This window comes from Acinetobacter sp. YH12226, assembly GCF_013417805.1.
Classification (GTDB): domain Bacteria; phylum Pseudomonadota; class Gammaproteobacteria; order Pseudomonadales; family Moraxellaceae; genus Acinetobacter.
The window spans coordinates 121,936-142,712 of record NZ_VPDG01000002.1 but is presented as its reverse complement, the minus strand read 5'-3'; the positions used below and the strand labels follow the sequence as shown (position 1 = coordinate 142,712).

Genomic DNA, 20,777 nt, shown 5'->3' with positions numbered 1-20,777 from the left:
TTTTTTATGAAATGCTCGGATGATGAATTACATCATGCCGCCCATACCACCCATGCCACCCATATCAGGCATTGCAGGTTTGTCTTCTGGGATTTCAGTGATCATGCATTCAGTGGTCAGCATCAAGCCAGCAACAGAAGCTGCATGCTCAAGTGCAGAACGTGTTACTTTAGCAGGATCAAGAATACCCATTTCCAGCATATCGCCATATTCGCCAGTTGCAGCGTTATAACCGAAGTTACCTTCGCCATTCTTCACAGCGTTGATCACTACAGAAGGCTCATCACCTGCGTTAGATACGATTTGACGAAGCGGTGCTTCAATCGCACGACGAAGAATGTTGATACCTACGTTTTGGTCATCATTCGCGCCTGTTACGCCTTCAAGTGCAGATGCAGCACGTACTAGTGCAACACCACCACCCGCAACGACACCTTCTTCAACTGCAGCGCGAGTCGCATGAAGCGCGTCATCTACACGGTCTTTTTTCTCTTTCATTGCAACTTCAGTTGCAGCACCGATTTTGATGACAGCAACACCGCCAGCAAGTTTCGCTACACGCTCTTGAAGTTTTTCTTTGTCATATTCTGAAGTAGATTCTTCGATCTGTGCACGGATTTGCTGTACACGGTCAGCGATTTGGCCAGCATTACCAGCACCATCTACAATTACAGTATTTTCTTTAGATACAGTTACTTTATGTGCTGTACCCAAGTGATCAAGCGTCGTTTGATCCAGCTGCATGCCGATTTCTTCAGAAATCACAGTACCGCCAGTCAAGATCGCGATGTCTTGAAGCATAGCTTTACGACGATCACCAAAACCAGGTGCTTTCACCGCACATACTTTGATAATACCGCGCATGTTGTTGACCACAAGAGTTGCAAGCGCTTCGCCTTCAACATCTTCAGAAATGATTAAAAGCGGTTTACCAGTTTTAGCAACAGCTTCAAGTACTGTAATCAATTCACGAATATTGCTGATTTTTTTATCAACAAGAAGAATGAATGGATTTTCAAGTTCAGCTGTTAAAGTATCTTGCTTGTTCGCGAAGTACGGAGAAATATAACCGCGGTCGAACTGCATGCCTTCAACTACGTCAAGCGAATCTTCGAAGCCTGAACCTTCTTCAACCGTGATCACGCCTTCTTTGCCCACTTTTTCCATTGCTTGCGCAATCAGCTGACCTACAGTCGTATCAGAGTTAGCAGAGATCGAACCTACTTGTTCAATCGCTTTAGAGTCTGATGCTGGTTTTGCAGTTGCCTTGATGTTTTCAACTACAGAACGTACCGCAATATCGATACCGCGTTTCAAGTCCATTGGGTTCATACCCGCTGTTACTGACTTGATGCCTTCATTCAAAATTGCTTGTGCCAATACAGTTGCAGTCGTTGTACCATCACCTGCGATGTCATTGGTTTTTGAAGAAACTTCACGAACCAGTTGAGCACCCATGTTCTCGAACTTGTCTTTCAGCGTAATTTCTTTGGCAACAGTGACACCATCTTTAGTGATGTGCGGTGCACCAAAAGAACGGTCGATAACAACGTTACGGCCCTTAGGACCCAAAGTAACCTTTACTGCATCTGCAAGGGTGTTTACACCAGCAATCATTTTTGAACGAGCTGAATCACCAAATTTTACGTCTTTAGCTGACATATTTGACTCCGAATATTGTTGTATCTTTACAAAATCTGATTTGGAACGAATAAAACTTTTTAGCGCAGATTAAGCTTCTAATACCGCTAAAATGTCAGATTCTTTCATGATTAAAAGCTCTTCGCCGTTTACTTTTACAGTAGTACCTGCATAAGTACCGAACAATACTTTGTCGCCAACTTTTACGTCTAACGCGCGTACGCCATTATCAGTGATTTGACCATTACCAACTGCAATGATTTCACCTTGAGCAGGTTTCTCAGCAGCCGAACCTGGAAGTAAAATGCCTCCAGCTGTTTTAGTTTCTTCTTCAACACGACGAATAACAACGCGGTCATGTAATGGACGAATGTTGCTCATAAATAACTCCATCAGACTAAGTCTTTTTTAGGTCACTGATGACGACTTAATTATTCCATGGGTCATCATCAAAAATTTTTGATGTCACTTTTATGGAGATGGAATAAAACGCTTCAAGGGCAAAAATGAAAAAAAATTGGTTTTTTTTAACGAATCATAGGTTTTCGTCTATTTATTCGGCAGATCAGCTTTCAACATAAAGGCTTGCGCCACTTCATCGAACAAATATTGAGAAATTTTTCCTGTGGCATCAATCAGATTAAAGCTGTTGGGTTCATTTTTATGCAAACGATTTGACGCAGAAGTCCCTGCATGTACATCATATACAGGATGATCCATCCCCAATCCGAACATCTGATTCAAATCATAAATCGCCGGTTGATGCAGATGCCCATGTAACACCGCAAACAGACCATGCTCTGCCCAGGCCTCTAAAGCAATTTTGGCCATCAATGGGCTGTCCTTGAAACCGCGCTTATTTTGAAAAGGCACATAAAAAGGCTGATGGCTGACAATGATTTTTAATTTGGAAGCAGGCGCCTGCGCCAGCGTCAGGTCAATACGCTGAATCTGCTCAAGGGATAAATGCCCTTTGGTATGATATCGACGTCGGATCGAATTCACCCCAATCAGATAAAAATTTTCAGTTTCAAATATTGGCTCCAATTCACCAAAAAAAATCTGGTAACGGGTAAATGGATTGAAAAGCCGATTCCACAAATGATAGAGCGGAATATCATGATTCCCCGGGATCACCATATAAGGCGTATTGAGCTGATCTAAAAATTTTTTGCAGGCAAAGAATTGACCCAAACGTGCGCGCTGAGTCAGGTCACCACTGATGACGACGGCTTCAAGTGGATGGGTCTGACAGAAATGCCGAATCGCTTCTAAACACTCCGGCTTCTCTGTTCCAAAATGCAGATCAGACAGATGCAGGATCATGTGGCACCATTACGTTTAGGCTATCTTTTAATACAGAAATATTGAGTGGCGGGGCCATTTCCACAATTTCCCCATCAATCGCTACCATCAGTTTCTTGGCTCGGGATTCGATTCGAACTTGATCGGCTGCAAAACTATAAACATCCGATGCCTGGTCAATCTTGCCACGAATCAGCTGATACACTAGCTTAAATAAAGTAAGCTTATCACTTTTAGAAACTACAACTCCCGCCACTTTGCCTTTTTCAGCCGCTTCTGCAATGCGCATTTTCATATCCGCCAGTTGCAAGGGATTATTGCCAAAAAAAATCAGTGGTGTTTTTACCGGATATTTCTTTTGATCCACCCAGATTTTTAGTTTTAATTCTTTACGGTCGCGAATTAAAACATCCAGTGCAGAAGTATAGGCATGTAGCGGTAAGCGACCAAAAATACGATTATAGTCTTCACGTTTTTTAATAAATAAAGGATATAGACCTAAACTGGCATTATTCAGATAAATTTCCTGATTGATACGAGCAACATTCATACGTTGTGGCTGTCCTGTCGCAATCACTTTTGCCGCTTCAAGCAAATCCAGCGGAATCCCCAATAATCTCGCCACATAGTTAAAAGTCCCTAAAGGCAAAATACCGACAGGAATTTGCGTATTCAACACATGTTTGGCGACTGTATTTAAAGTGCCATCTCCGCCTGCCGCAACGATGATTCCTGACTCGCTAGATGCCAAATGCTGTTCAAGCACCTCAACCATAATTTTATCAAATTGCTGTGAATCATTGATTTCATAAGCTTTAGTTTGATAACCCTGCGCTGAAAATATATCGATCAGCTGTTCATAAATGCCTTCTGGCCCCTGTATGCGAAAACCAGCTTTATGATTAAAAATCAGCGATAAGGGTTTAGATTGATTAGACATTTTTCGCGAAATTTCATTGAAGCCTATTGGCATTTTGTCCAATTCATAGACAATTAACAGTGGCTTTATGTAAAATTCAAATGGCAACCATTTATTTAATCAATAATGAATATTAGAGATCTTATAAAATTAAGATAATGATTTTAATATTAATTTTTAAAATAAATACCATCCATCATTTAAATAAATAGAATCAATAATTCAAATATTTAGTTTTATCTTGTTGTTTTACTTATATTTATAAATAAAATAGCATTATATTCCAAAAGAAATCTAGCACTTCTTTGGTCTTATTTTTTTTATCATTTTATGCTTTAATACAGCCACTTTTTTTCATACTTCATCTGGGCGATATTTTTTATTGCTCGGATTGTACTTTGTACATCTAATTTGTACACATTTGAGATAGGCCTCACCATGACCCAAGTGAACGCACCAGAATTCGTTCGTCACCCTAAGCTTATTGCTTGGGTGGAAGAGATTGCTAAATTAACAAAACCAGCAAAAATTGAATGGTGTGACGGTAGCGCAGAAGAATATCAACGTTATATCGACTTGATGATCGCTAACGGCACAATGCAAGCGCTGAATCAAGAAACTCATCCTGGTTCTTATCTTGCAAATTCTGATCCTTCTGACGTAGCACGTGTTGAAGATCGTACTTACATCTGTTCTGAAAACAAAGACGATGCTGGCGCGACCAACAACTGGGAAGCACCTGCTGTCATGCGCGAAAAATTGAACGGTTTATTTGACGGTTCAATGGCAGGTCGTACACTTTATGTGGTTCCATTCTCAATGGGTCCATTGGGTTCTCATATCGCTCATATCGGTATCGAGTTAACTGACTCTCCTTACGTTGCAGTAAGCATGTCTAAAATGGCTCGCATGGGTAAAGCTGTTTATGACGTTCTTGGTACTGACGGTGAATACGTTCCTTGCGTACACACTGTAGGTGCTCCGCTTGCGAACGGCGAAAAAGATGTTGCATGGCCTTGCAACAAAGAAAAATACATCGTGCATTACCCAGAAACGCGTGAGATCTGGTCTTATGGTTCTGGTTATGGCGGTAACGCATTGTTGGGTAAAAAATGCCTGGCATTACGTATTGCATCATTTATGGGTCGTCAACAAGGCTGGTTAGCTGAACACATGCTGATCCTTGGCGTGACCAATCCACAAGGCGAAAAACACTACATCGCAGCTGCATTCCCATCTGCATGTGGTAAAACAAACTTCGCTATGTTGATTCCACCAGCAGGCTATGAAGGCTGGAAGATTGAAACTGTAGGTGACGATATTGCCTGGATCAAACCAGGTGAAGACGGTCGCTTATATGCAATCAACCCTGAAGCTGGCTTCTTCGGTGTAGCGCCTGGTACCAATACCAAAACCAACCCGAACTGTATGGCAACCATGCACAAAGACGTGATTTATACCAACGTTGCTGTGACTGACAACGGTGAAGTTTGGTGGGAAGGTCTGACTAAAGAAGCGCCTGCCAACCTGACTAACTGGAAAGGTCAACCACACACTGGTGAAGAAAAAGCAGCGCATCCAAACGCACGTTTCACAGTTGCAGCTGGTCAATGCCCTTCTATTGACGCTGACTGGGAAAATCCAGCTGGCGTGCCAATTTCTGCGTTCATCTTCGGTGGTCGCCGTGCAGACACTGTGCCTCTAATTTCAGAAGCATTTGACTGGGTTGACGGTGTTTACAAAGCTGCAACGATGGGCTCTGAAACAACTGCTGCTGCTGTTGGTCAACAAGGTGTTGTTCGTCGTGACCCGTTCGCGATGCTTCCATTCGCGGGCTACAACATGGCAGATTACTTCACGCACTGGTTAGAAATGGGTGAGCAAGTGGGTGCGAAAGCTGCTGCTGCTGGCAACAAACTTCCAGGTATCTACAACGTGAACTGGTTCCGTCGTGATGCTGAAGGCAACTTCGTATGGCCTGGTTTCGGTCAAAACATGCGTGTTCTTGAGTGGATCATTGACCGTTGTGAAGGTCGTGCTGATGCTGTTGAAACACCAATTGGTTTCGTTCCAACGTATGAGCAATTGAACTGGTCTGGTTTAGATTTCTCTAAAGAGCAATTTGAAACTGTAACAGCGCAAGACAAAGATCAATGGATCAAAGAGCTTGAAAGCCATACTGAATTGTTCGATAAGTTAGGTGAGCGTTTACCGGAAGCGTTAAAAACTCGTCAAGCAGAACTTATTGCTGCGGTTAAATCTGCTTAATTGCTGATTTAATTAAAAAAGGTCGCGTAAGCGGCCTTTTTTATTGGCTGTTTAAACAATTGATCACAATTGACCAGAGCAGCAGTTTAAGCAAAATATGGCATACTTAAGCCAAGACTTCAGGAACTATAAATATGAAAAGAACAACAGTAATTTTGGCTATGGCTGCGAGCAGTTTCGTACTGAGTGCATGTCAGACCACACCCCATCAATTCAATGGACAAAGTGGCTATGAAATTCTGGAACGTTCAGGCAATACAGCAACCTTGAGCTACACCCTCTCAGGACGGCCTAATCAGGATGAAAGAAGATTACAAGCCGCCTGTCAACAGGCTCTGGGCGGGTCAAAAACATATAATATCCAGATTATCAGCAGCAATGAAATTTCTAATCCAACTGCACAGCAAGAACATTATGGCCGCCAACTCGGTAATAGCCGCACTCAAATCAGCTTGAGCAATACGCCTGATTTACATAATAGCGAGAACCCGGGTGCACGCGAAGCTTTAGAAGCCCGCCCTACGACCATGCGGGTTATTCGTTATACCTGTTCTTAATATCTGATACTTAGTTACTTAATCAGAGTAAGACAATCAAAAAGGGCCTAGTGCCCTTTTTAATTTTTTAAATTTAACGTGTTTTATAGAAACTGACATTACGAAATTCGGGCGATTCATCCAAATCCGGCCAGGTCGTCGCACTACGCTCATCCAGTTTTTCATATTGAGGATGACTAAAGTTTTTTACCCGACTGTCTGCAACCCACACCTCAGGTGCAAATTTTAAAAACTCATCCAGGAAGAAACGGTTACATTGATCATAGAGCACATCTGCGGCTAATAAAATATCCACCTTCTCTGCCTTATATAGGTCATCCAGATATTCAAGCTCGACATCATTTAGCTCTGCATTGGCACGACAGGCATCTAGACTAACTTGATCGATATCACAGCAGATCACACGTTTTGCACCTGCCATTTTCGCCGCAATGGCAACTACGCCCGATCCCGCCCCAAAATCCAAAACTACTTTGTCTTTAACATGATGCGGCTCTGCCAATAGCCACTGCGCCATCGCCAAGCCTGAGGCCCAGCAAAAGATCCAGTATGGTGTATCATTCCAAATGCGACGAATCACCTCATCATCCAGCTTATCTGTTGGGAATACTGGCGGAATCAGCCACAGGGAAATGGGTGTATCCGGCAATTGCTGTGCATGTAGCTCACAGTGTGGAATCACATCATGCAAGGCTTTTAGTAGATGTTCTGGGGCTTGAGGGAGTCGGAAGGTGCAGCTCATTAGATTTCTTTTAATTAGTATTAATGTCTTTGAAGAATCTCCCCTAGCCCCTCTTTAAAAAAGAGGGGGAAACTCCATCCAAAAATAGTGATCAGAGTTCCCTCCTTTGAAAAAGGAGGGTTAGGGAGGATTTGATTAACCTAAAGCTTTTTCAGCAGCTTCAACCGTTTGACGGATTAAAGTGGTAATCGTCATTGGACCTACACCACCCGGAACTGGTGTGTAAGCAGAAGCAATTTCTTCAATGCCAACAAGTTGGATATCACCAACACCACCGCCATCACGTGGATGGAAACCAGCATCAACAACCACTGCACCTTGTTTGATCCAGTCTTTTTGAATTAATTCTGCTTTACCTACCGCACCGACAATGATATCTGCTTGCTTAACAAAGCTTGCAAGATCTTGAGTACGTGAATGGCAAATGGTTACGGTTGCATTCGCTTCTAGCAGCATCGCAGCCATTGGTTTACCCAAAATTGCAGAACGACCTACAACTACCGCATGTTTACCAGCGATTTCAATGTTGTTCTCTTTCAGGATAGTCATAATACCCGCAGGCGTCGCTGAACCATAGGCTGCCTCACCCATTGCCATACGACCATAGCCCAGGCAAGTGACACCATCTACGTCTTTTTCAAGCGAGATTGCATCGAAACAGGCACGCTCATCAATTTGCGCAGGAACCGGGTGCTGAAGCAGAATACCGTGCACATCAGGATTTGCATTTAATTTTTCAATTTCAGCCAATAATTCTTCAGTTGTGGTTTCTTTAGGAAGTTCCACTTTGAGTGAATCCATACCAACACGGCGGCAGGCATTGCCTTTCATGCGAACATAAGTTGCAGATGCACCATCGTCACCTACCAAAATCGTCGCAAGAATTGGAGTACGACCTGATTTTGCTTTCAGCGCTTCTACGCGAGTAAACAAGTCAGCTTCAATTTGCTTCGCCAATGCACGACCGTCTAGAACTAATGCCACGGCACTTCTCCCAAGTGTTGATATGAATCAATTTTGCACATTCTACATGAATAATTTAAATATTTTCCGCCAGATGATGTTTTTATGCGCATACAGATGAATACACTATTGTTTTTTTTTCTGAGCTTGCTAATATACGCATCAACAAGACGCGGCGGGGTGGCAGAGTGGTCATGCAGCGGACTGCAACTCCGTGGACGCCGGTTCGATTCCGACCTCCGCCTCCATCTTGTTAAAGCCCGAGTGGTGAAATCGGTAGACACAGGGGATTTAAAATCCCCCGCCCACAAAGCGTGCCAGTTCGAGTCTGGCCTCGGGCACCATTCTTCTACTATAGAAAGATGGTGCAAATAAAGAAGCCAGCGAAAGCTGGTTTTTTTATGTCTGTAATTTAGTTAGTCAAAAAATAAGTAAATTAAATTCCCATTTAAAGTGTCATCATTAATCAGCCCCCCCTGCTCTGCTTTCTCAATATCATCCAGCAGAACGTAAATATCCTTGCAAATCCTGTTCCAGTTTCTGCTGAAAATGAATCGGCTCAATAATTTTCACATAGGGCAACCAGTAACGCACCAAAGGCAACAACTGCATTTCGTGACGAATCTGGCAACTGATCACTAACTCTCCAGTCTCGGCTTCCTGCTCGATCTGCTGTTCTGGAAATAAACGGCGCTCTTTAAAAAAGACCGCGACTCCAGGTTGTACCCTGATTAAGACTTGCTGCTTTTGCTGCCCAAACCAGATGCTGTCTTCATCTGCCAGCATTTTCAGCATTTCAGGATCATGTGCAAAGCTCTCCGCCTTAGAAACCAGCTTGAGCTGTTGCACCTGACTTAAGCGATAAGTGCGCAACTTGTCCTGATCTACGCCCACCAGATACCAGATACCATGATGGTGAATCAAGCGATAAGGCTTAATGATTCGCAATTGATCTGAATATTGCAACTCAACCTGCTGACGTTTATAGATTGCGCTTGCAAGCAACTTGAAATGTTCGGCAAACTGTTTGGCATCTTCAAAATAATAGCCTTTTGCCGAAAATACCTGATTTGCCCGCTCATCCAGCAATTCACGCATAAAAGACATATCCAGCGCCGGATACAGCTCACTGATCCCCGAAAGCTGGGCAAAGGTCTGGATATCCTGCAATTTAAAGCGCCCTAAATAAGAGGGTTCCAGATAATATCGTTTCTGTTCATCTTGAAGTAAGGGTAAGTAAGAGCCTAGACGATCAAAATCACGCTCAATGGTACGGGTGCTGACTTGAAATTCTGCAGCTAGCTCTGCAGCCCGGAGTTGATATCCGACGTTTAATTTGGTCAAAATTCTGGCTAAACGCTCTGCAAGACGCTCATGTGTTGAAGCCGGGCGCTTCATAAATCCCCACTTAATACATTCTCATGTACTTATTTATCGCTAGATGTTGAATGATTATACTGAATGCCGATCAATGAATAATATTAGGACAAAGTCTAAGATATTTTTTTGCATCAGATCTTGACCCTTTATTCACCCTAAAAATACAAGATCTTATTTGGATTTTCTGGATGCTTTCTTGCTTGAATGACGATTTTGTATTGTTAATCTTTCTATATAACGCTCCAGATGCAGCATCGCCCGATACATTTTATGTAACTCTACCCAGCTGATGGTTCCGCGAATAATCATTTTATGAATACGTCGTAATGCTCTTAAACTATGTTTTGAACTATATGCTGTTGAAATAATTTTCATCTTATTCTCCCTCTCACATTCATGTGAATGTTTAACCATTTGGTCGGAATTATCTATACATGCAATTTACGTGTCATAATTGACAGGTTGTGTCGAACAGTTAACATTTTTTAATTTTTATTCAAGATTTTATATATTTATTTGTAATAATATTTTACTTAAAATTAAAAAAAGCCAGTAAAATTACTGGCTTTTTTTTGAATCACTTATCTCGTATTAAATAATTTCAACTACAACTTTACCCACATGCTCTCCAGTATCCATTGTGGCATGGGCATCCTGAATCTGATCGAACTTAAACGTTTTATAGATCATCGGGAGACATTCGCCTTTTGCCCACAATGGTGCAATCTGCTCTTTCAGGCCTTGTGCAATTTCCGCTTTTTCAGCCGTGCTGCGTGCACGCATGGTCGAACCGGTAATGGTCAGACGTTTCATCATGATTTGACCCAGTTTGACTTCTTTGGCCTTGGCACCACCCAAGAAAGCGATATAGACCAGACGTCCATCACGGCGCAACAAATTCAAATTACGCTCTAAATATGGTGCACCGACCATATCTAAAATGACATCGACACCACCATTGTCAGTGGCTTCATTAATAACTTGCTCAAAGTCCTGAGTTTTATAATTAATAGCCGTGGTTAAATCAGAAATAGCCGCAACTTTTTCATCTGAACCGACAGTTGCAAAAGTTTTGATTCCGAGTGATTTACACAACATTAAAGCAGTCGTACCAATCCCGCTCGTTCCACCATGTACCAGTACAGTTTCCCCTGCTTTGGCCTTACCCATCTGGAACACGTTCGCCCATACAGTAAAGAAAGTTTCAGGAATGGCCGCTGCCTGTACAAAACTTACGCCTTCAGGAATATTCAAGGTCTGGCTTTCAGGTATGACGCAATATTCAGCATAACCGCCACCATTGGTCAAACCACAGACTTGATCACCAACTTTAAACTGACTTACATCACTACCAATCGCAACCACCTCACCTGCCACTTCCAGGCCAGGAACTGGCGTTACCCCTTTCGGCATCGGATATAAGCCTTGACGCTGCAGGATATCTGGACGGTTAATACCAAAGGCATGAACTTTCACCAGAACTTCATCTGCTTTAGGTTCAGGTACAGTCACCGTTTCATAAGCGAGTTTATCGACACCACCTGGTTCTGTAATAATGACTTGCTGCATGGTTTGTTGCGACATGATTTCTTTCCCTAATCTATGCATTTCATATATCTTGGACTTATTTGAACATAGTTAGCATGAGGAATGAAGCTACATCGGACTTATGTATAATCGGGGGACTATTCAGGAAATTGATAATAGGCCAACCATGACCCAAGTGATCGAATATAACGAAAACAATTACAGTGATTTTGAGTGGTTTGAAGGTTTTGCCGTGATTCGCTTTTATGCAGACTGGTGCAAGCCCTGTGTTCAGAATTTTCCGGTCTTTGCCGAACTGGCGACATACTATGCTGAGGTAAATCCTGAAGTTAAATTTGGCAAGATCAATGTGGATCAGTCTCCGATTTTAACCTTGCGCTATAATGCCTATGGTTTGCCTTCTACGCTTATTTTTAGAAATGGAGAAATTATTAAAAGGATTGCAGGCGTGAAAAGTTTAACCGAAATGAAAGCAATTCTGGCCTTAGTCCTCAATGATTCTTATGAATAATTACCCATGTGAAGCCAAATCTAACAAAAATATTTCTTTTAGCTCACTATCTAAATACGGAGCCTTTAATTAACTACGCCCTTTATATTCCTTTACCATTCGATCACTCACATCTTCCGGATAACACAGCGGCGCATATCCGCCTGCACGATTATAAGCACTACGCTTACCACAACGACTACCATTACTTGCAGTATTGTAAGGACACAGACAATTTCCCGGATAATTCTCAATCGACTGCTGGATTATTTTTTGCTTGATTGCTTCAACGCTTTGGCTGCTCTGTTTGGCTTCAGCTCCAAAAGCCACACACAAGCCAGCCAGCAATATTAATTTTTTCATATATTCCCCAAATCTAGGGAGTATTGTATTAATTGACTAGTAAATTGAAAGATCACATTTTGACTAATCGAATGATTTTCATGCAATCAAAATTTAGGCAATAAAAAACCCGCTTTTCAGCGGGTTTCTTCAAATCAGTCCAGTCTTAAAGACGAACCAATTCCACAATCTTCTCAGCAAGTTCTTCAACTGTATCTACGGTTAAAGTCGTGTCTGTACCTTCAGCAGCATCGGTAATCACAACCACACCAGTTTCACGAACCAGTGCAACCTGCTCCGCATTCAAACCTGCTTTAGCAATAGCAACGATCCCTTGCTGAATCAGCAAGCTTTCTAGCGCCTGAGCATTTTCCAAAGCTTTAGCAGTTACAGTCACCGCAGCAGGTTTTTGACCCAAACGTGCCGCACGTGCTTCTGCAGTGACAGGCTCATCGTGTGCAGACCATTCAACTGATTCTTCCACCATACCAGCACCAATCGTCACGTTATTCAAACGATCGATGAAGATAAACGAACCGGTGAAACGGCTGTCTTGATAACGGTCAAAGACCACTGGTGCATCAAATTCAACAGTCACATTGGCGATTGCATTTAGCTCAAGTTTATCCACCTGAACTTTTTCCAATGTGTTAACGTTGGTACGGTAATGAATTGCCGTTACTTTTGCCGGAACGGTTTGCGTACCAATCTTGATGTTGTACAGCTTACCCAGTACAAGTGGTTGATCTGCCATCCACACAACAGTCGCTTGAACTGAACGGGAAATATTTGGAACAGCTTGATCCGCACGAATTAACACGTTACCACGTGAAATATCAATTTCATCGTTGAGTGTTAAAGTCACTGCCTGACCTGCAACGGCATGCTCAAGATTACCATCAAAAGTGACGATTTCTTTCACTGTAGACGACTTACCTGATGGTAATGCCGTTACAGTATCACCAACATTGATATCGCCAAGTGCGATCGTACCGCAGAAACCACGGAAGTCGAGGTTCGGACGGTTCACGTACTGCACAGGGAAACGGAAATCCTGCTTCGCTGAACTACGATTAATTTCTACCGACTCAAGCGTACCCATCAGCGTTTCACCAGTGTACCACGGCGTATTGGCCGACTTGTTCACCACATTATCGCCATTCAATGCAGAAATAGGCGTAAAGATGATATTGCTTGGCTTACGGTCGCCCAATTGTGCAACGAATGCCGCATATTCAGCCTGGATTTCATTGAAACGTGTTTCAGAGAATTCCACCAAGTCCATCTTGTTAATCGCAACAATGATGTTCTTGATCCCAAGCAAACTCGCAATAAAGGTATGACGACGTGTCTGGGTTTGCACGCCATAACGCGCATCAATCAAAATGATCGCAAGGTCACAAGTCGACGCACCGGTTGCCATGTTACGGGTGTACTGTTCGTGTCCCGGCGTGTCCGCGATGATGAATTTACGTTTTTCTGTCGAGAAATAACGATATGCCACATCAATGGTAATGCCTTGCTCACGCTCTGCTTGTAAACCATCGACCAGAAGTGCCAAGTCAGGTGCATCACCTGTCGTACCGACTTTTTTCGAGTCACGGGTCACAGCCTGTAATTGATCTTCATAAATCAATTTTGAATCGTACAGCAGACGACCAATCAACGTTGATTTACCATCGTCCACGTTACCGCAAGTCAGGAAACGCAACAGGTCTTTATTTTCATGTTGTTTCAGATAGCCCAAGATATCTTGGCTGATTAAATCAGATTGATGAGACATCGCTCAAAGCTCCACATATTCTTTAGAAATCGGTTAAATCTAAATCCACCTAAGTCCTCCTTTGATAAAGGAGGACTTTCCTCCATTTACTTTTAGGAGCTTCCCCCTCTTTCTCAAAGAGGGGCTAGGGGGAGATTAAATTAGAAGTAGCCTTCCTGCTTCTTCTTCTCCATCGAGCCTGCTTCATCATGGTCAATCATACGACCTTGACGCTCAGAACTGGTTGCCAGTAACATTTCCTGAATAATTTCCGGCAAGGTATTGGCTGTAGATTCCACAGCACCTGTTAATGGATAACAACCCAAAGTACGGAAACGTACCGATTTCATTTGTGGAACTTCACCTTCTTTTAAAGGCATACGTTCATCATCCACCATAATAAGTGTACCACTACGCTCAACTACAGGACGTTCTGCAGCCAAATAAAGCGGTACTAATGGAATACTTTCCAAATAGATGTATTGCCAAATATCCAGCTCAGTCCAGTTAGATAATGGGAATACACGAATACTTTCGCCCTTGTTCACTTTACCGTTGTAAAGATTCCAAAGTTCTGGACGCTGGTTTTTCGGATCCCAACGATGTTTCGAATCACGGAATGAATAAACACGCTCTTTGGCACGTGATTTTTCTTCATCACGGCGCGCGCCACCAAAAGCAGCATCGAAACCGTATTTATCCAGAGCCTGTTTTAGACCCTGAGTTTTCATGATGTCGGTATATTTAGAACTACCATGGTCGAACGGGTTAATACCTGCATCAACCCCTTCTTTATTCTGATGCACGATCAAATCGAAACCATGGGTTTTCGCCATGTTGTCCCGGAAAGTGATCATGTCTTTAAACTTCCAGCCTGTATCGACGTGTAATAATGGAAATGGAAGTTTTGCTGGGTAGAACGCTTTTAGTGCAAGATGCAGCATGACCGCCGAATCTTTACCAATCGAATACAGCATGACCGGATTTTCAAATTCGGCAGCCACTTCACGGATGATATGAATACTCTCAGCTTCAAGCTGTTTGAGATGAGTAAGTCTTTCCTCATTTAACGACATGGACAACACCAGCTTAGAAAAACGTGTACTTATGACACTTTTGAAAATTTATATTCATTATAGTGATTTACTTATCCTATCCATTGCTTGTTTTATGATATTGATATATCAAAAGCTCATATAAAAATTCATCAATAATGAATATCAGTTTTTATGAATCAATAATTTGCCCAATTCAAGCGAGGATATTGTGTGGTATAGCTATATATTACCCTGTCGCTAAGCCAATAAAATCCTAGGAAAATAATCTAAAGTAGTGGTTCTCAAATAGTTAAAAAATTACTAGAGTAAGACTCAATTCTCCCTATTGATATACTTCGTTTATGCCCTATAGCGCTTTTGATCTTGCCACTGTAAAAACCCGTCTGGAACAGGCCCAGCTTGCTAGTTATATTTATCAGCACCAGCAAAATATTTTGGTCTTGCAAGAACCTTTCAGTGATGATGGCAAGCCTTTAAATATCTATCTGCAACACGAGCTGACCGCGGATCAAATCGGATTACAGTTTGGTCTACGTTTGCAAGAAGGTCATTGGGAATTTCTAATCGGCGTTACTTATAGCAACCAGAACGCAGCTTACGAAATCGGTGCTGGCAACCTCAAAGGTGATCAAAAAGCCTTTAACTTATTATATGCCTTTTATAATTATCCTAAAGCGTTCTATCTGGTGGCACTACCTTTGACAACCAACAGTCAGATTTTGGAGCAAACCTTGCAACAGCAGCTCTTCAAGCAGCCTAATCTCGACTTCCTGAATACTGCAGTCAAGGTCAATCCTATGGGCGAACAGGTCAAATGGATGCAACACTATATTCTGCAACAGACTCTAGATATGAAAGTCCGGATTCAGACTGCCCTACTTTAAACTTGAACAGAAAAATTTGGAGATACTCAGGTCGATGTATCTCTATACTTTCTCAGGCAAGCACACACAGAGTGCCATGCTATTCAGAATTCCTATTGCCGCTATGGCATCACTTGCTCAAACATCCAGTTAGCTTCTTATAGTTTATTATTAATTTTAATAGTTCAATAATTATTAAATAATCAATATATTCAATCCTTGTTTATCGGGTTTTTTGTTATTTTTTTGCATACAAAATCAGTAATTACTGTTATCGTTATATCAATAAAAACTTTCAGACACTTTTCCTAAAAACATAATTATAGAGATAAAGAAATGTGGGAACTGTTTACGCATCCATCAAATATCGTATTTAGTATTAGCCTGAGCCTAATGCTGATGTTTGCTGCACTAGAATGTATTCTATTGCTGCTCGGCGGCGGCTCTCAGCATATCTTCGAACAGTTTTTACCTGAAGATCCCCTGCAACCAGAAATAAGCCCGGATCAGTCTCCGGGTGTTTTCAGCAAAGTATTTGACTGGTTATATCTGGGGCGTCTGCCTTTATTTATCTGGCTAATCATTTTTCTGACCAGTTATGGGTTAAGCGGTTTATTGATTCAGGGCATATTTGAGCGCCTGACCAGCCAGCTGTTTAATGTTTGGCTGATTTCTCCGGCCTGCCTGTTTCTGTGTATGCCTGTGGTGCGCTTTCTTGCCATGGCCGCCAGTAAGCTCCTGCCCCAAGATGAAACTTCCGCGATTTACAGTGATGAACTCATCGGACGTACCGCGACCATTATTCTGGGAGATGCCAAAGTGAATTCTCCCGCACAAGCCAAAGTCCGAGATCAACATGGCCAGACTCATTATGTTCTGGTTGAACCAGAAAACAATCAAATTTTAAATCAAGGTCAGAATGTAGTTCTAACCCACAAAACCAAGAACGGCTTTCAAGCCATTGCACTTTAATTTTATTTAGCTAGCACTCAATTGAGACTTTATAACAATGTTAACATTTGATTTATATAATATTTTAATTATTTTGGGAATTATTTTTGTAGCACTGGTGACCTTCGGTCTCATCATTGCACGTTTATACCGTCGTTCAAGCAAGGAAATTTCCTTTGTACGTACCGGTTGGGGTGGAGAAAAAGTGATTTTAGGTGGAGGCGCAATCGTGCTCCCTGTCTTGCATGAAATCATTCCAGTAAATATGAATACCCTACGTCTTGAAGTCCGCCGTGCTGATGATCAGGCACTGATTACCCGTGACCGTATGCGAGTCGATGTCATGGCCGAATTCTATGTCCGAGTCAAACCTACCGCAGATTCAATTGCCACCGCAGCACAAACCCTTGGTCAAAAAACCATGTCACCGAATGAACTAAAAAATCTGGTGGAAGGTAAGTTCGTTGATTCACTGCGCGCAGTGGCTGCAGAAATGGCCATGGAAGAACTGCATGAAAAACGCGTCGATTTCGTACAAAAAGTACAGCAAGTAGTTTCGGAAGATTTACATAAAAATGGTCTGGAGCTTGAAACGGTTTCCCTAACCGGACTGGATCAGACCGGATTTAAATACTTCAACCCGCAAAATGCATTTGATGCTGAAGGTCTGACCAAGCTCACTGAAACCATTGAAGATCGTCGCCGCAAGCGTAACCACATTGAACAGGATACCGATCTGGCGATCAAAACCAAAAATCTGGAAGCTGAACAGGCGCGCCTGCAAATTATTCGTGAAGAAGAATATGCCAAGCTGCAACAAGAACGTGAAATTGCCATTCGCCGTGCTGAACAGCTGGCTGAAATTGCCGCTCAGGAAGCCGGCAAAAAACGTGAAGCAGAAGAAGCACAAATTGCCGCTGAACGAGAAGTCGAACTCAAGCGTATTTTGGCCGCCCGTGATGTCGAAAATGAAAATATTCAAAAGGCTCAGCTGATTCAAAAAGCACAGGTCGAGCAAAAGAAAACCATTGAACTGGCTGAACAGGACCGCGCCATTGCCATTGCGGAAAAATCACGTGCTGAATCTGAAGCTAAAGCCCAAGCCGATCAGGCACGTGCACAAGCGGTAAAAGCGGAAGAAGAAGTTATCACCGTACGTCAAATCCAGCAGGCAGAGCGTCAAAAGGCAGTTGAGCTGGTCGCAGCCAAAGAACATGCTGAAAAAGATGCAATTGCCATTACAGTTGCCGCTGAAGCTGGAAAACAAGCGGCAGCAGATGATGCAGAAGCAGTGCGGATTGCGGCTGAGGCGGAAGCAGAAAAAGTCCGCCTTAAAGCCAAGGGCGAAGCGGATGCGAAAATTCTACTGGCTCAGGCAATGGAGAAACAGTATCAGGTGGATGCTGAAGGTACACGTGCGGTCAATGAAGCCAATAACGTCCTGTCACCTGAACAGGTCGAAATGCAGATTCGTCTGGCCATGCTGAAATACTTGCCTGAAATTATCAGAGAAAGTGTCAAGCCAATGGAGAATATTGATGATATCAAGATTCTCCAGGTGAATGGCCTACATGGCGGTCATGCCGGTGCCTGTCAGGCAGATGCCCATCATGAGAATGGTAATGTTGCTCTATCAGATCAGGTAGTGAATAGCGCCCTACGTTATCGTAGCCAAGCACCGCTTATTGACAGTCTGATGAGTGAGCTTGGTATTCAAGGTGGTGATATCAACGGCATGACTCAGAGCCTTAAAGCCAAAACTTAAAAATAGACTGAGATATAAAAAAGCTCCCATCTGGGAGCTTTTTTATTAAAGGTCTAATGTGAATATCAAACTAAACCTTTATCTTTTAATACTTGCAGCATGGTTGAACCAAGTTCGGCTGGACTACGTGTATACGCCATACCCGCACGCTCAAAGGCAGCAAACTTTTCTTCTGCTGTGCCCTTACCACCTGAAATAATCGCACCTGCGTGACCCATACGTTTGCCTTTAGGTGCAGTCACACCCGCAATATAACCAACAACTGGCTTAGTCACATTCGATTGAATATATTCCGCAGCTTCTTCTTCCGCAGTACCGCCAATCTCACCAATCATAATGATAGCTTCAGTTTGTGGATCTTCCTGGAACAGTTTCAAGCAGTCAATCTGGTTCATGCCCGGAATCGGGTCACCACCAATACCGATACAGGTCGACTGACCTAAACCGAGTTTTGTAGTTTGCGCCACAGCCTCATAAGTCAGTGTGCCTGAACGTGAAATAATCCCGATTTTACCGGGCTGATGAATATGTCCCGGCATGATCCCGATTTTACATTCACCCGGCGTAATAATACCCGGACAGTTTGGTCCGATGAGACGTGTGCCATTACCATTGGTTTCCAGATAACGCTTGGCTTTGAGCATGTCGATGGTCGGTACACCTTCAGTAATTACCACAATTAACTCAATGCCAGAATCAACCGCTTCAACAATAGAGTCCAGTACAAAGGGTGCCGGAACATAAATCACTGAAGCATCTGCACCTGTTTCTTTCACTGCTTCACGCATGGTATTAAATACAGGCAATTCTAAATGGGTTTGACCACCTTTACCCGGGGTTACACCACCCACGACTTTAGTGCCGTAGGCTAAAGCCTGTTCAGAATGGAATGTACCGTTTTTGCCTGTAAAGCCCTGTACCAATACTTTAGTGTCTTTATTAACTAATACGCTCATGTTAGATACTCCTTAAGCTTTTACAGCAGCAACGATTTTTTCTGCAGCATCAGCAAGACCATGTGCAGAAATCAATTTTAAACCTGATTCATCCAGTAATTTTGCGCCCAGTTCCGCATTATTGCCTTCGAGGCGAACAACTACGGGAACGGTCACATTTACTTCCTGAACCGCTGCAATAATTGCTTCAGCAATCATGTCACAACGTACAATTCCACCAAAAATATTGATTAATACACCCTGCACAGAAGTATCTGCCAAGATAATTTTAAAGGCTTCAATCACGCGCTCTTTGGTCGCACCACCACCCACATCCAGGAAGTTGGCTGGTTGACCGCCATAAAGCTTAATAATATCCATGGTTGCCATGGCAAGACCGGCACCATTGACCATACAACCAATGTTACCTTCCAACGCTACATAGTTCAGATCAAACTCAGACGCTTTTAGCTCACGTTCATTTTCCTGAGACTTATCACGTAATGCGGCCACTTCAGGCAAACGGTACAGCGCATTCGAATCAATTCCGATTTTGGCATCGACACACAGAATGTCGCCATTTTCACGCACAGACAGCGGATTGATTTCAAAAAGAGCAAAATCATTGTCTACAAATGCCTGATAAGCAGCTGTCATTACTTTAACAAACTGATTGATTTGTCCATCTTTGAGTTTAAGTGCAAAAGCAACTTCGCGTGCCTGAAATGGCATTAAGCCGACTAAAGGATCAACCTCAACTTTAATAATTTTTTCAGGGGTTTCTTCGGCCACCTTCTCAATTTCAACACCGCCCTCAGTCGATGCCATAAAAGTGATGCGGCGAGTCGAGCGATCCACCACAGCGCCCAAGTACAGCTCGCGCTCAACCGGATAAACATCCTCAGAAACTAAAATGCTATTGACCGGCTGACCATTGGCATCAGTCTGATAAGTCACCAAGCGTGAACCAATAATCTGGTTGGCATATTCAGCAGCCTCAGTAGCCGATTTCACTACTTTTACCCCACCAGCCTTACCCCGGCCACCCGCATGCACCTGTGCTTTCAATACTGCAAACTTTCCACCCAACTGCTCGAAAGCATGCACCGTTTCATCGGCATTGGTGGCAAGTATCCCTTCCTGTACAGGCATACCATATTTTTTTAATAGCGCTTTTGCTTGATACTCATGTAAATTCATTGAATAACCTTTTATTACTTCTTTGCCTTGTTATAACCCACTAGCACCCAGACGTCCGTCAAAGCAGTACCAGCATTTCTTAAAATCG

20 protein-coding genes and 2 tRNA genes are annotated in these 20,777 nt (G+C 42.8%); 8 read left to right on the top strand and 14 right to left on the bottom strand.

What is annotated here, in order from left to right:
• Positions 1-27 precede the first annotated feature (27 nt).
• The 4 genes from groL to FTV08_RS02820 all read right to left on the bottom strand — a co-directional run bounded on the left by groL (position 28) and on the right by FTV08_RS02820 (position 3,886).
• Positions 28-1,662 (bottom strand): chaperonin GroEL, encoded by a 1,635-nt coding sequence (gene groL, locus FTV08_RS02835; protein WP_004279474.1) that lies wholly within the window; start codon positions 1,660-1,662, stop codon positions 28-30.
• A 69-nt stretch (positions 1,663-1,731) separates the two neighbouring features.
• Positions 1,732-2,022, bottom strand: coding sequence for a co-chaperone GroES (gene groES / locus FTV08_RS02830; protein ID WP_004646315.1), 291 nt, complete (start codon positions 2,020-2,022; stop codon positions 1,732-1,734).
• A gap of 168 nt (positions 2,023-2,190) precedes the next feature.
• Entirely contained in the window at positions 2,191-2,967 is a 777-nt protein-coding gene (locus FTV08_RS02825; protein WP_180086596.1) for a metallophosphoesterase, read from the bottom strand.
• Positions 2,948-3,886 (bottom strand): diacylglycerol kinase family protein, encoded by a 939-nt coding sequence (locus tag FTV08_RS02820; RefSeq protein ID WP_034438446.1) that lies wholly within the window; start codon positions 3,884-3,886, stop codon positions 2,948-2,950. Before FTV08_RS02820 ends, FTV08_RS02825 begins: the two co-directional genes overlap by 20 nt.
• Positions 3,887-4,303: 417 nt before the next feature.
• On the opposite strand from FTV08_RS02820, the gene FTV08_RS02815 reads away from it, so the two are divergent.
• On the top strand, positions 4,304-6,133 hold the full coding sequence (locus tag FTV08_RS02815) for a phosphoenolpyruvate carboxykinase (GTP) (protein ID WP_180086592.1): 1,830 nt from the start codon (positions 4,304-4,306) through the stop codon (positions 6,131-6,133).
• Between the two features lie 134 nt (positions 6,134-6,267).
• On the top strand, positions 6,268-6,690 hold the full coding sequence (locus FTV08_RS02810) for a hypothetical protein (protein WP_180086590.1): 423 nt from the start codon (positions 6,268-6,270) through the stop codon (positions 6,688-6,690).
• A gap of 73 nt (positions 6,691-6,763) precedes the next feature.
• Here the strand turns inward: FTV08_RS02810 and FTV08_RS02805 are convergent, their stop codons facing one another.
• Both FTV08_RS02805 and folD read right to left on the bottom strand, forming a co-directional pair.
• Entirely contained in the window at positions 6,764-7,432 is a 669-nt protein-coding gene (locus FTV08_RS02805; RefSeq protein WP_004279468.1) for a methyltransferase, read from the bottom strand.
• Positions 7,433-7,567: 135 nt separating this feature from the next.
• Entirely contained in the window at positions 7,568-8,416 is an 849-nt protein-coding gene (gene folD / locus FTV08_RS02800) for a bifunctional methylenetetrahydrofolate dehydrogenase/methenyltetrahydrofolate cyclohydrolase FolD (protein ID WP_004646309.1), read from the bottom strand.
• Between the two features lie 153 nt (positions 8,417-8,569).
• On the opposite strand from folD, the gene FTV08_RS02795 reads away from it, so the two are divergent.
• Together FTV08_RS02795 and FTV08_RS02790 are read left to right on the top strand one after the other, a co-directional pair.
• Positions 8,570-8,643, top strand: a tRNA-Cys gene (locus tag FTV08_RS02795).
• Between the two features lie 10 nt (positions 8,644-8,653).
• Positions 8,654-8,739: transfer RNA gene (locus tag FTV08_RS02790), tRNA-Leu, on the top strand.
• 151 nt (positions 8,740-8,890) lie between these two features.
• On the opposite strand, the gene FTV08_RS02785 is transcribed toward FTV08_RS02790, so the two are convergent.
• From FTV08_RS02785 to FTV08_RS02775, 3 genes are all read right to left on the bottom strand, one after another.
• Positions 8,891-9,793, bottom strand: coding sequence for a YafY family protein (locus tag FTV08_RS02785; protein WP_180086588.1), 903 nt, complete (start codon positions 9,791-9,793; stop codon positions 8,891-8,893).
• 153 nt (positions 9,794-9,946) lie between these two features.
• On the bottom strand, positions 9,947-10,150 hold the full coding sequence (locus FTV08_RS02780; RefSeq protein ID WP_004646307.1) for a hypothetical protein: 204 nt from the start codon (positions 10,148-10,150) through the stop codon (positions 9,947-9,949).
• A 216-nt stretch (positions 10,151-10,366) separates the two neighbouring features.
• Positions 10,367-11,359, bottom strand: a complete 993-nt coding sequence (locus FTV08_RS02775; protein WP_004279464.1) for an NAD(P)H-quinone oxidoreductase — start codon at positions 11,357-11,359, stop codon at positions 10,367-10,369.
• Positions 11,360-11,489: 130 nt separating this feature from the next.
• Here FTV08_RS02775 and FTV08_RS02770 point away from each other — a divergent pair, with 130 nt between their 5' ends.
• The gene (locus FTV08_RS02770; protein ID WP_004646305.1) at positions 11,490-11,834 is read left to right on the top strand and encodes a co-chaperone YbbN; all 345 of its coding nucleotides are present in this window, start codon (positions 11,490-11,492) and stop codon (positions 11,832-11,834) included.
• A gap of 69 nt (positions 11,835-11,903) precedes the next feature.
• Here the strand turns inward: FTV08_RS02770 and FTV08_RS02765 are convergent, their stop codons facing one another.
• The 3 genes from FTV08_RS02765 to cysD all read right to left on the bottom strand — a co-directional run bounded on the left by FTV08_RS02765 (position 11,904) and on the right by cysD (position 14,993).
• Positions 11,904-12,176 carry a hypothetical protein gene (locus tag FTV08_RS02765; protein WP_180086586.1) on the bottom strand — a complete coding sequence of 91 codons (273 nt, stop codon included), beginning with the start codon at positions 12,174-12,176 and terminating at the stop codon, positions 11,904-11,906.
• 145 nt (positions 12,177-12,321) lie between these two features.
• Positions 12,322-13,938 carry a sulfate adenylyltransferase subunit CysN gene (cysN, locus tag FTV08_RS02760; RefSeq protein WP_180086584.1) on the bottom strand — a complete coding sequence of 539 codons (1,617 nt, stop codon included), beginning with the start codon at positions 13,936-13,938 and terminating at the stop codon, positions 12,322-12,324.
• A 140-nt stretch (positions 13,939-14,078) separates the two neighbouring features.
• A complete protein-coding gene (gene cysD, locus FTV08_RS02755; RefSeq protein WP_180086583.1) occupies positions 14,079-14,993 on the bottom strand; it encodes a sulfate adenylyltransferase subunit CysD in 915 nt (304 codons plus the stop codon).
• A 323-nt stretch (positions 14,994-15,316) separates the two neighbouring features.
• Between cysD and FTV08_RS02750 the strand changes: the two genes are divergently transcribed.
• From FTV08_RS02750 to FTV08_RS02740, 3 genes are all read left to right on the top strand, one after another.
• Positions 15,317-15,859 carry a hypothetical protein gene (locus FTV08_RS02750; RefSeq protein ID WP_071850591.1) on the top strand — a complete coding sequence of 181 codons (543 nt, stop codon included), beginning with the start codon at positions 15,317-15,319 and terminating at the stop codon, positions 15,857-15,859.
• A gap of 315 nt (positions 15,860-16,174) precedes the next feature.
• A complete protein-coding gene (locus FTV08_RS02745; protein WP_004730256.1) occupies positions 16,175-16,810 on the top strand; it encodes a YqiJ family protein in 636 nt (211 codons plus the stop codon).
• Positions 16,811-16,847: 37 nt separating this feature from the next.
• Positions 16,848-18,554 (top strand): flotillin family protein, encoded by a 1,707-nt coding sequence (locus FTV08_RS02740; protein ID WP_180086581.1) that lies wholly within the window; start codon positions 16,848-16,850, stop codon positions 18,552-18,554.
• A 65-nt stretch (positions 18,555-18,619) separates the two neighbouring features.
• On the opposite strand, the gene sucD is transcribed toward FTV08_RS02740, so the two are convergent.
• Together sucD and sucC are read right to left on the bottom strand one after the other, a co-directional pair.
• On the bottom strand, positions 18,620-19,510 hold the full coding sequence (gene sucD, locus FTV08_RS02735) for a succinate--CoA ligase subunit alpha (RefSeq protein WP_004646291.1): 891 nt from the start codon (positions 19,508-19,510) through the stop codon (positions 18,620-18,622).
• 12 nt (positions 19,511-19,522) lie between these two features.
• On the bottom strand, positions 19,523-20,689 hold the full coding sequence (gene sucC, locus FTV08_RS02730) for an ADP-forming succinate--CoA ligase subunit beta (RefSeq protein WP_005104641.1): 1,167 nt from the start codon (positions 20,687-20,689) through the stop codon (positions 19,523-19,525).
• Positions 20,690-20,777: the final 88 nt, after the last annotated feature.

Bases quoted from the DNA above. Each gene is read 5' to 3' on its own strand.
- cysD (WP_180086583.1), bottom strand. From the start codon at position 14,993: ATGTCGTTAAATGAGGAAAGACTTACTCATCTCAAACAGCTTGAAGCT.
- FTV08_RS02745 (WP_004730256.1), top strand. From the start codon at position 16,175: ATGTGGGAACTGTTTACGCATCCATCAAATATCGTATTTAGTATTAGC.
- FTV08_RS02820 (WP_034438446.1), bottom strand. From the start codon at position 3,886: ATGTCTAATCAATCTAAACCCTTATCGCTGATTTTTAATCATAAAGCT.
- sucC (WP_005104641.1), bottom strand. From the start codon at position 20,689: ATGAATTTACATGAGTATCAAGCAAAAGCGCTATTAAAAAAATATGGT.
- FTV08_RS02785 (WP_180086588.1), bottom strand. From the start codon at position 9,793: ATGAAGCGCCCGGCTTCAACACATGAGCGTCTTGCAGAGCGTTTAGCC.
- FTV08_RS02775 (WP_004279464.1), bottom strand. From the start codon at position 11,359: ATGTCGCAACAAACCATGCAGCAAGTCATTATTACAGAACCAGGTGGT.
- cysN (WP_180086584.1), bottom strand. From the start codon at position 13,938: ATGTCTCATCAATCTGATTTAATCAGCCAAGATATCTTGGGCTATCTG.
- FTV08_RS02770 (WP_004646305.1), top strand. From the start codon at position 11,490: ATGACCCAAGTGATCGAATATAACGAAAACAATTACAGTGATTTTGAG.
- FTV08_RS02815 (WP_180086592.1), top strand. From the start codon at position 4,304: ATGACCCAAGTGAACGCACCAGAATTCGTTCGTCACCCTAAGCTTATT.
- FTV08_RS02740 (WP_180086581.1), top strand. From the start codon at position 16,848: ATGTTAACATTTGATTTATATAATATTTTAATTATTTTGGGAATTATT.
- sucD (WP_004646291.1), bottom strand. From the start codon at position 19,510: ATGAGCGTATTAGTTAATAAAGACACTAAAGTATTGGTACAGGGCTTT.
- FTV08_RS02825 (WP_180086596.1), bottom strand. From the start codon at position 2,967: ATGATCCTGCATCTGTCTGATCTGCATTTTGGAACAGAGAAGCCGGAG.
- FTV08_RS02805 (WP_004279468.1), bottom strand. From the start codon at position 7,432: ATGAGCTGCACCTTCCGACTCCCTCAAGCCCCAGAACATCTACTAAAA.
- FTV08_RS02780 (WP_004646307.1), bottom strand. From the start codon at position 10,150: ATGAAAATTATTTCAACAGCATATAGTTCAAAACATAGTTTAAGAGCA.
- FTV08_RS02810 (WP_180086590.1), top strand. From the start codon at position 6,268: ATGAAAAGAACAACAGTAATTTTGGCTATGGCTGCGAGCAGTTTCGTA.
- groES (WP_004646315.1), bottom strand. From the start codon at position 2,022: ATGAGCAACATTCGTCCATTACATGACCGCGTTGTTATTCGTCGTGTT.
- FTV08_RS02750 (WP_071850591.1), top strand. From the start codon at position 15,317: ATGCCCTATAGCGCTTTTGATCTTGCCACTGTAAAAACCCGTCTGGAA.
- FTV08_RS02765 (WP_180086586.1), bottom strand. From the start codon at position 12,176: ATGAAAAAATTAATATTGCTGGCTGGCTTGTGTGTGGCTTTTGGAGCT.
- groL (WP_004279474.1), bottom strand. From the start codon at position 1,662: ATGTCAGCTAAAGACGTAAAATTTGGTGATTCAGCTCGTTCAAAAATG.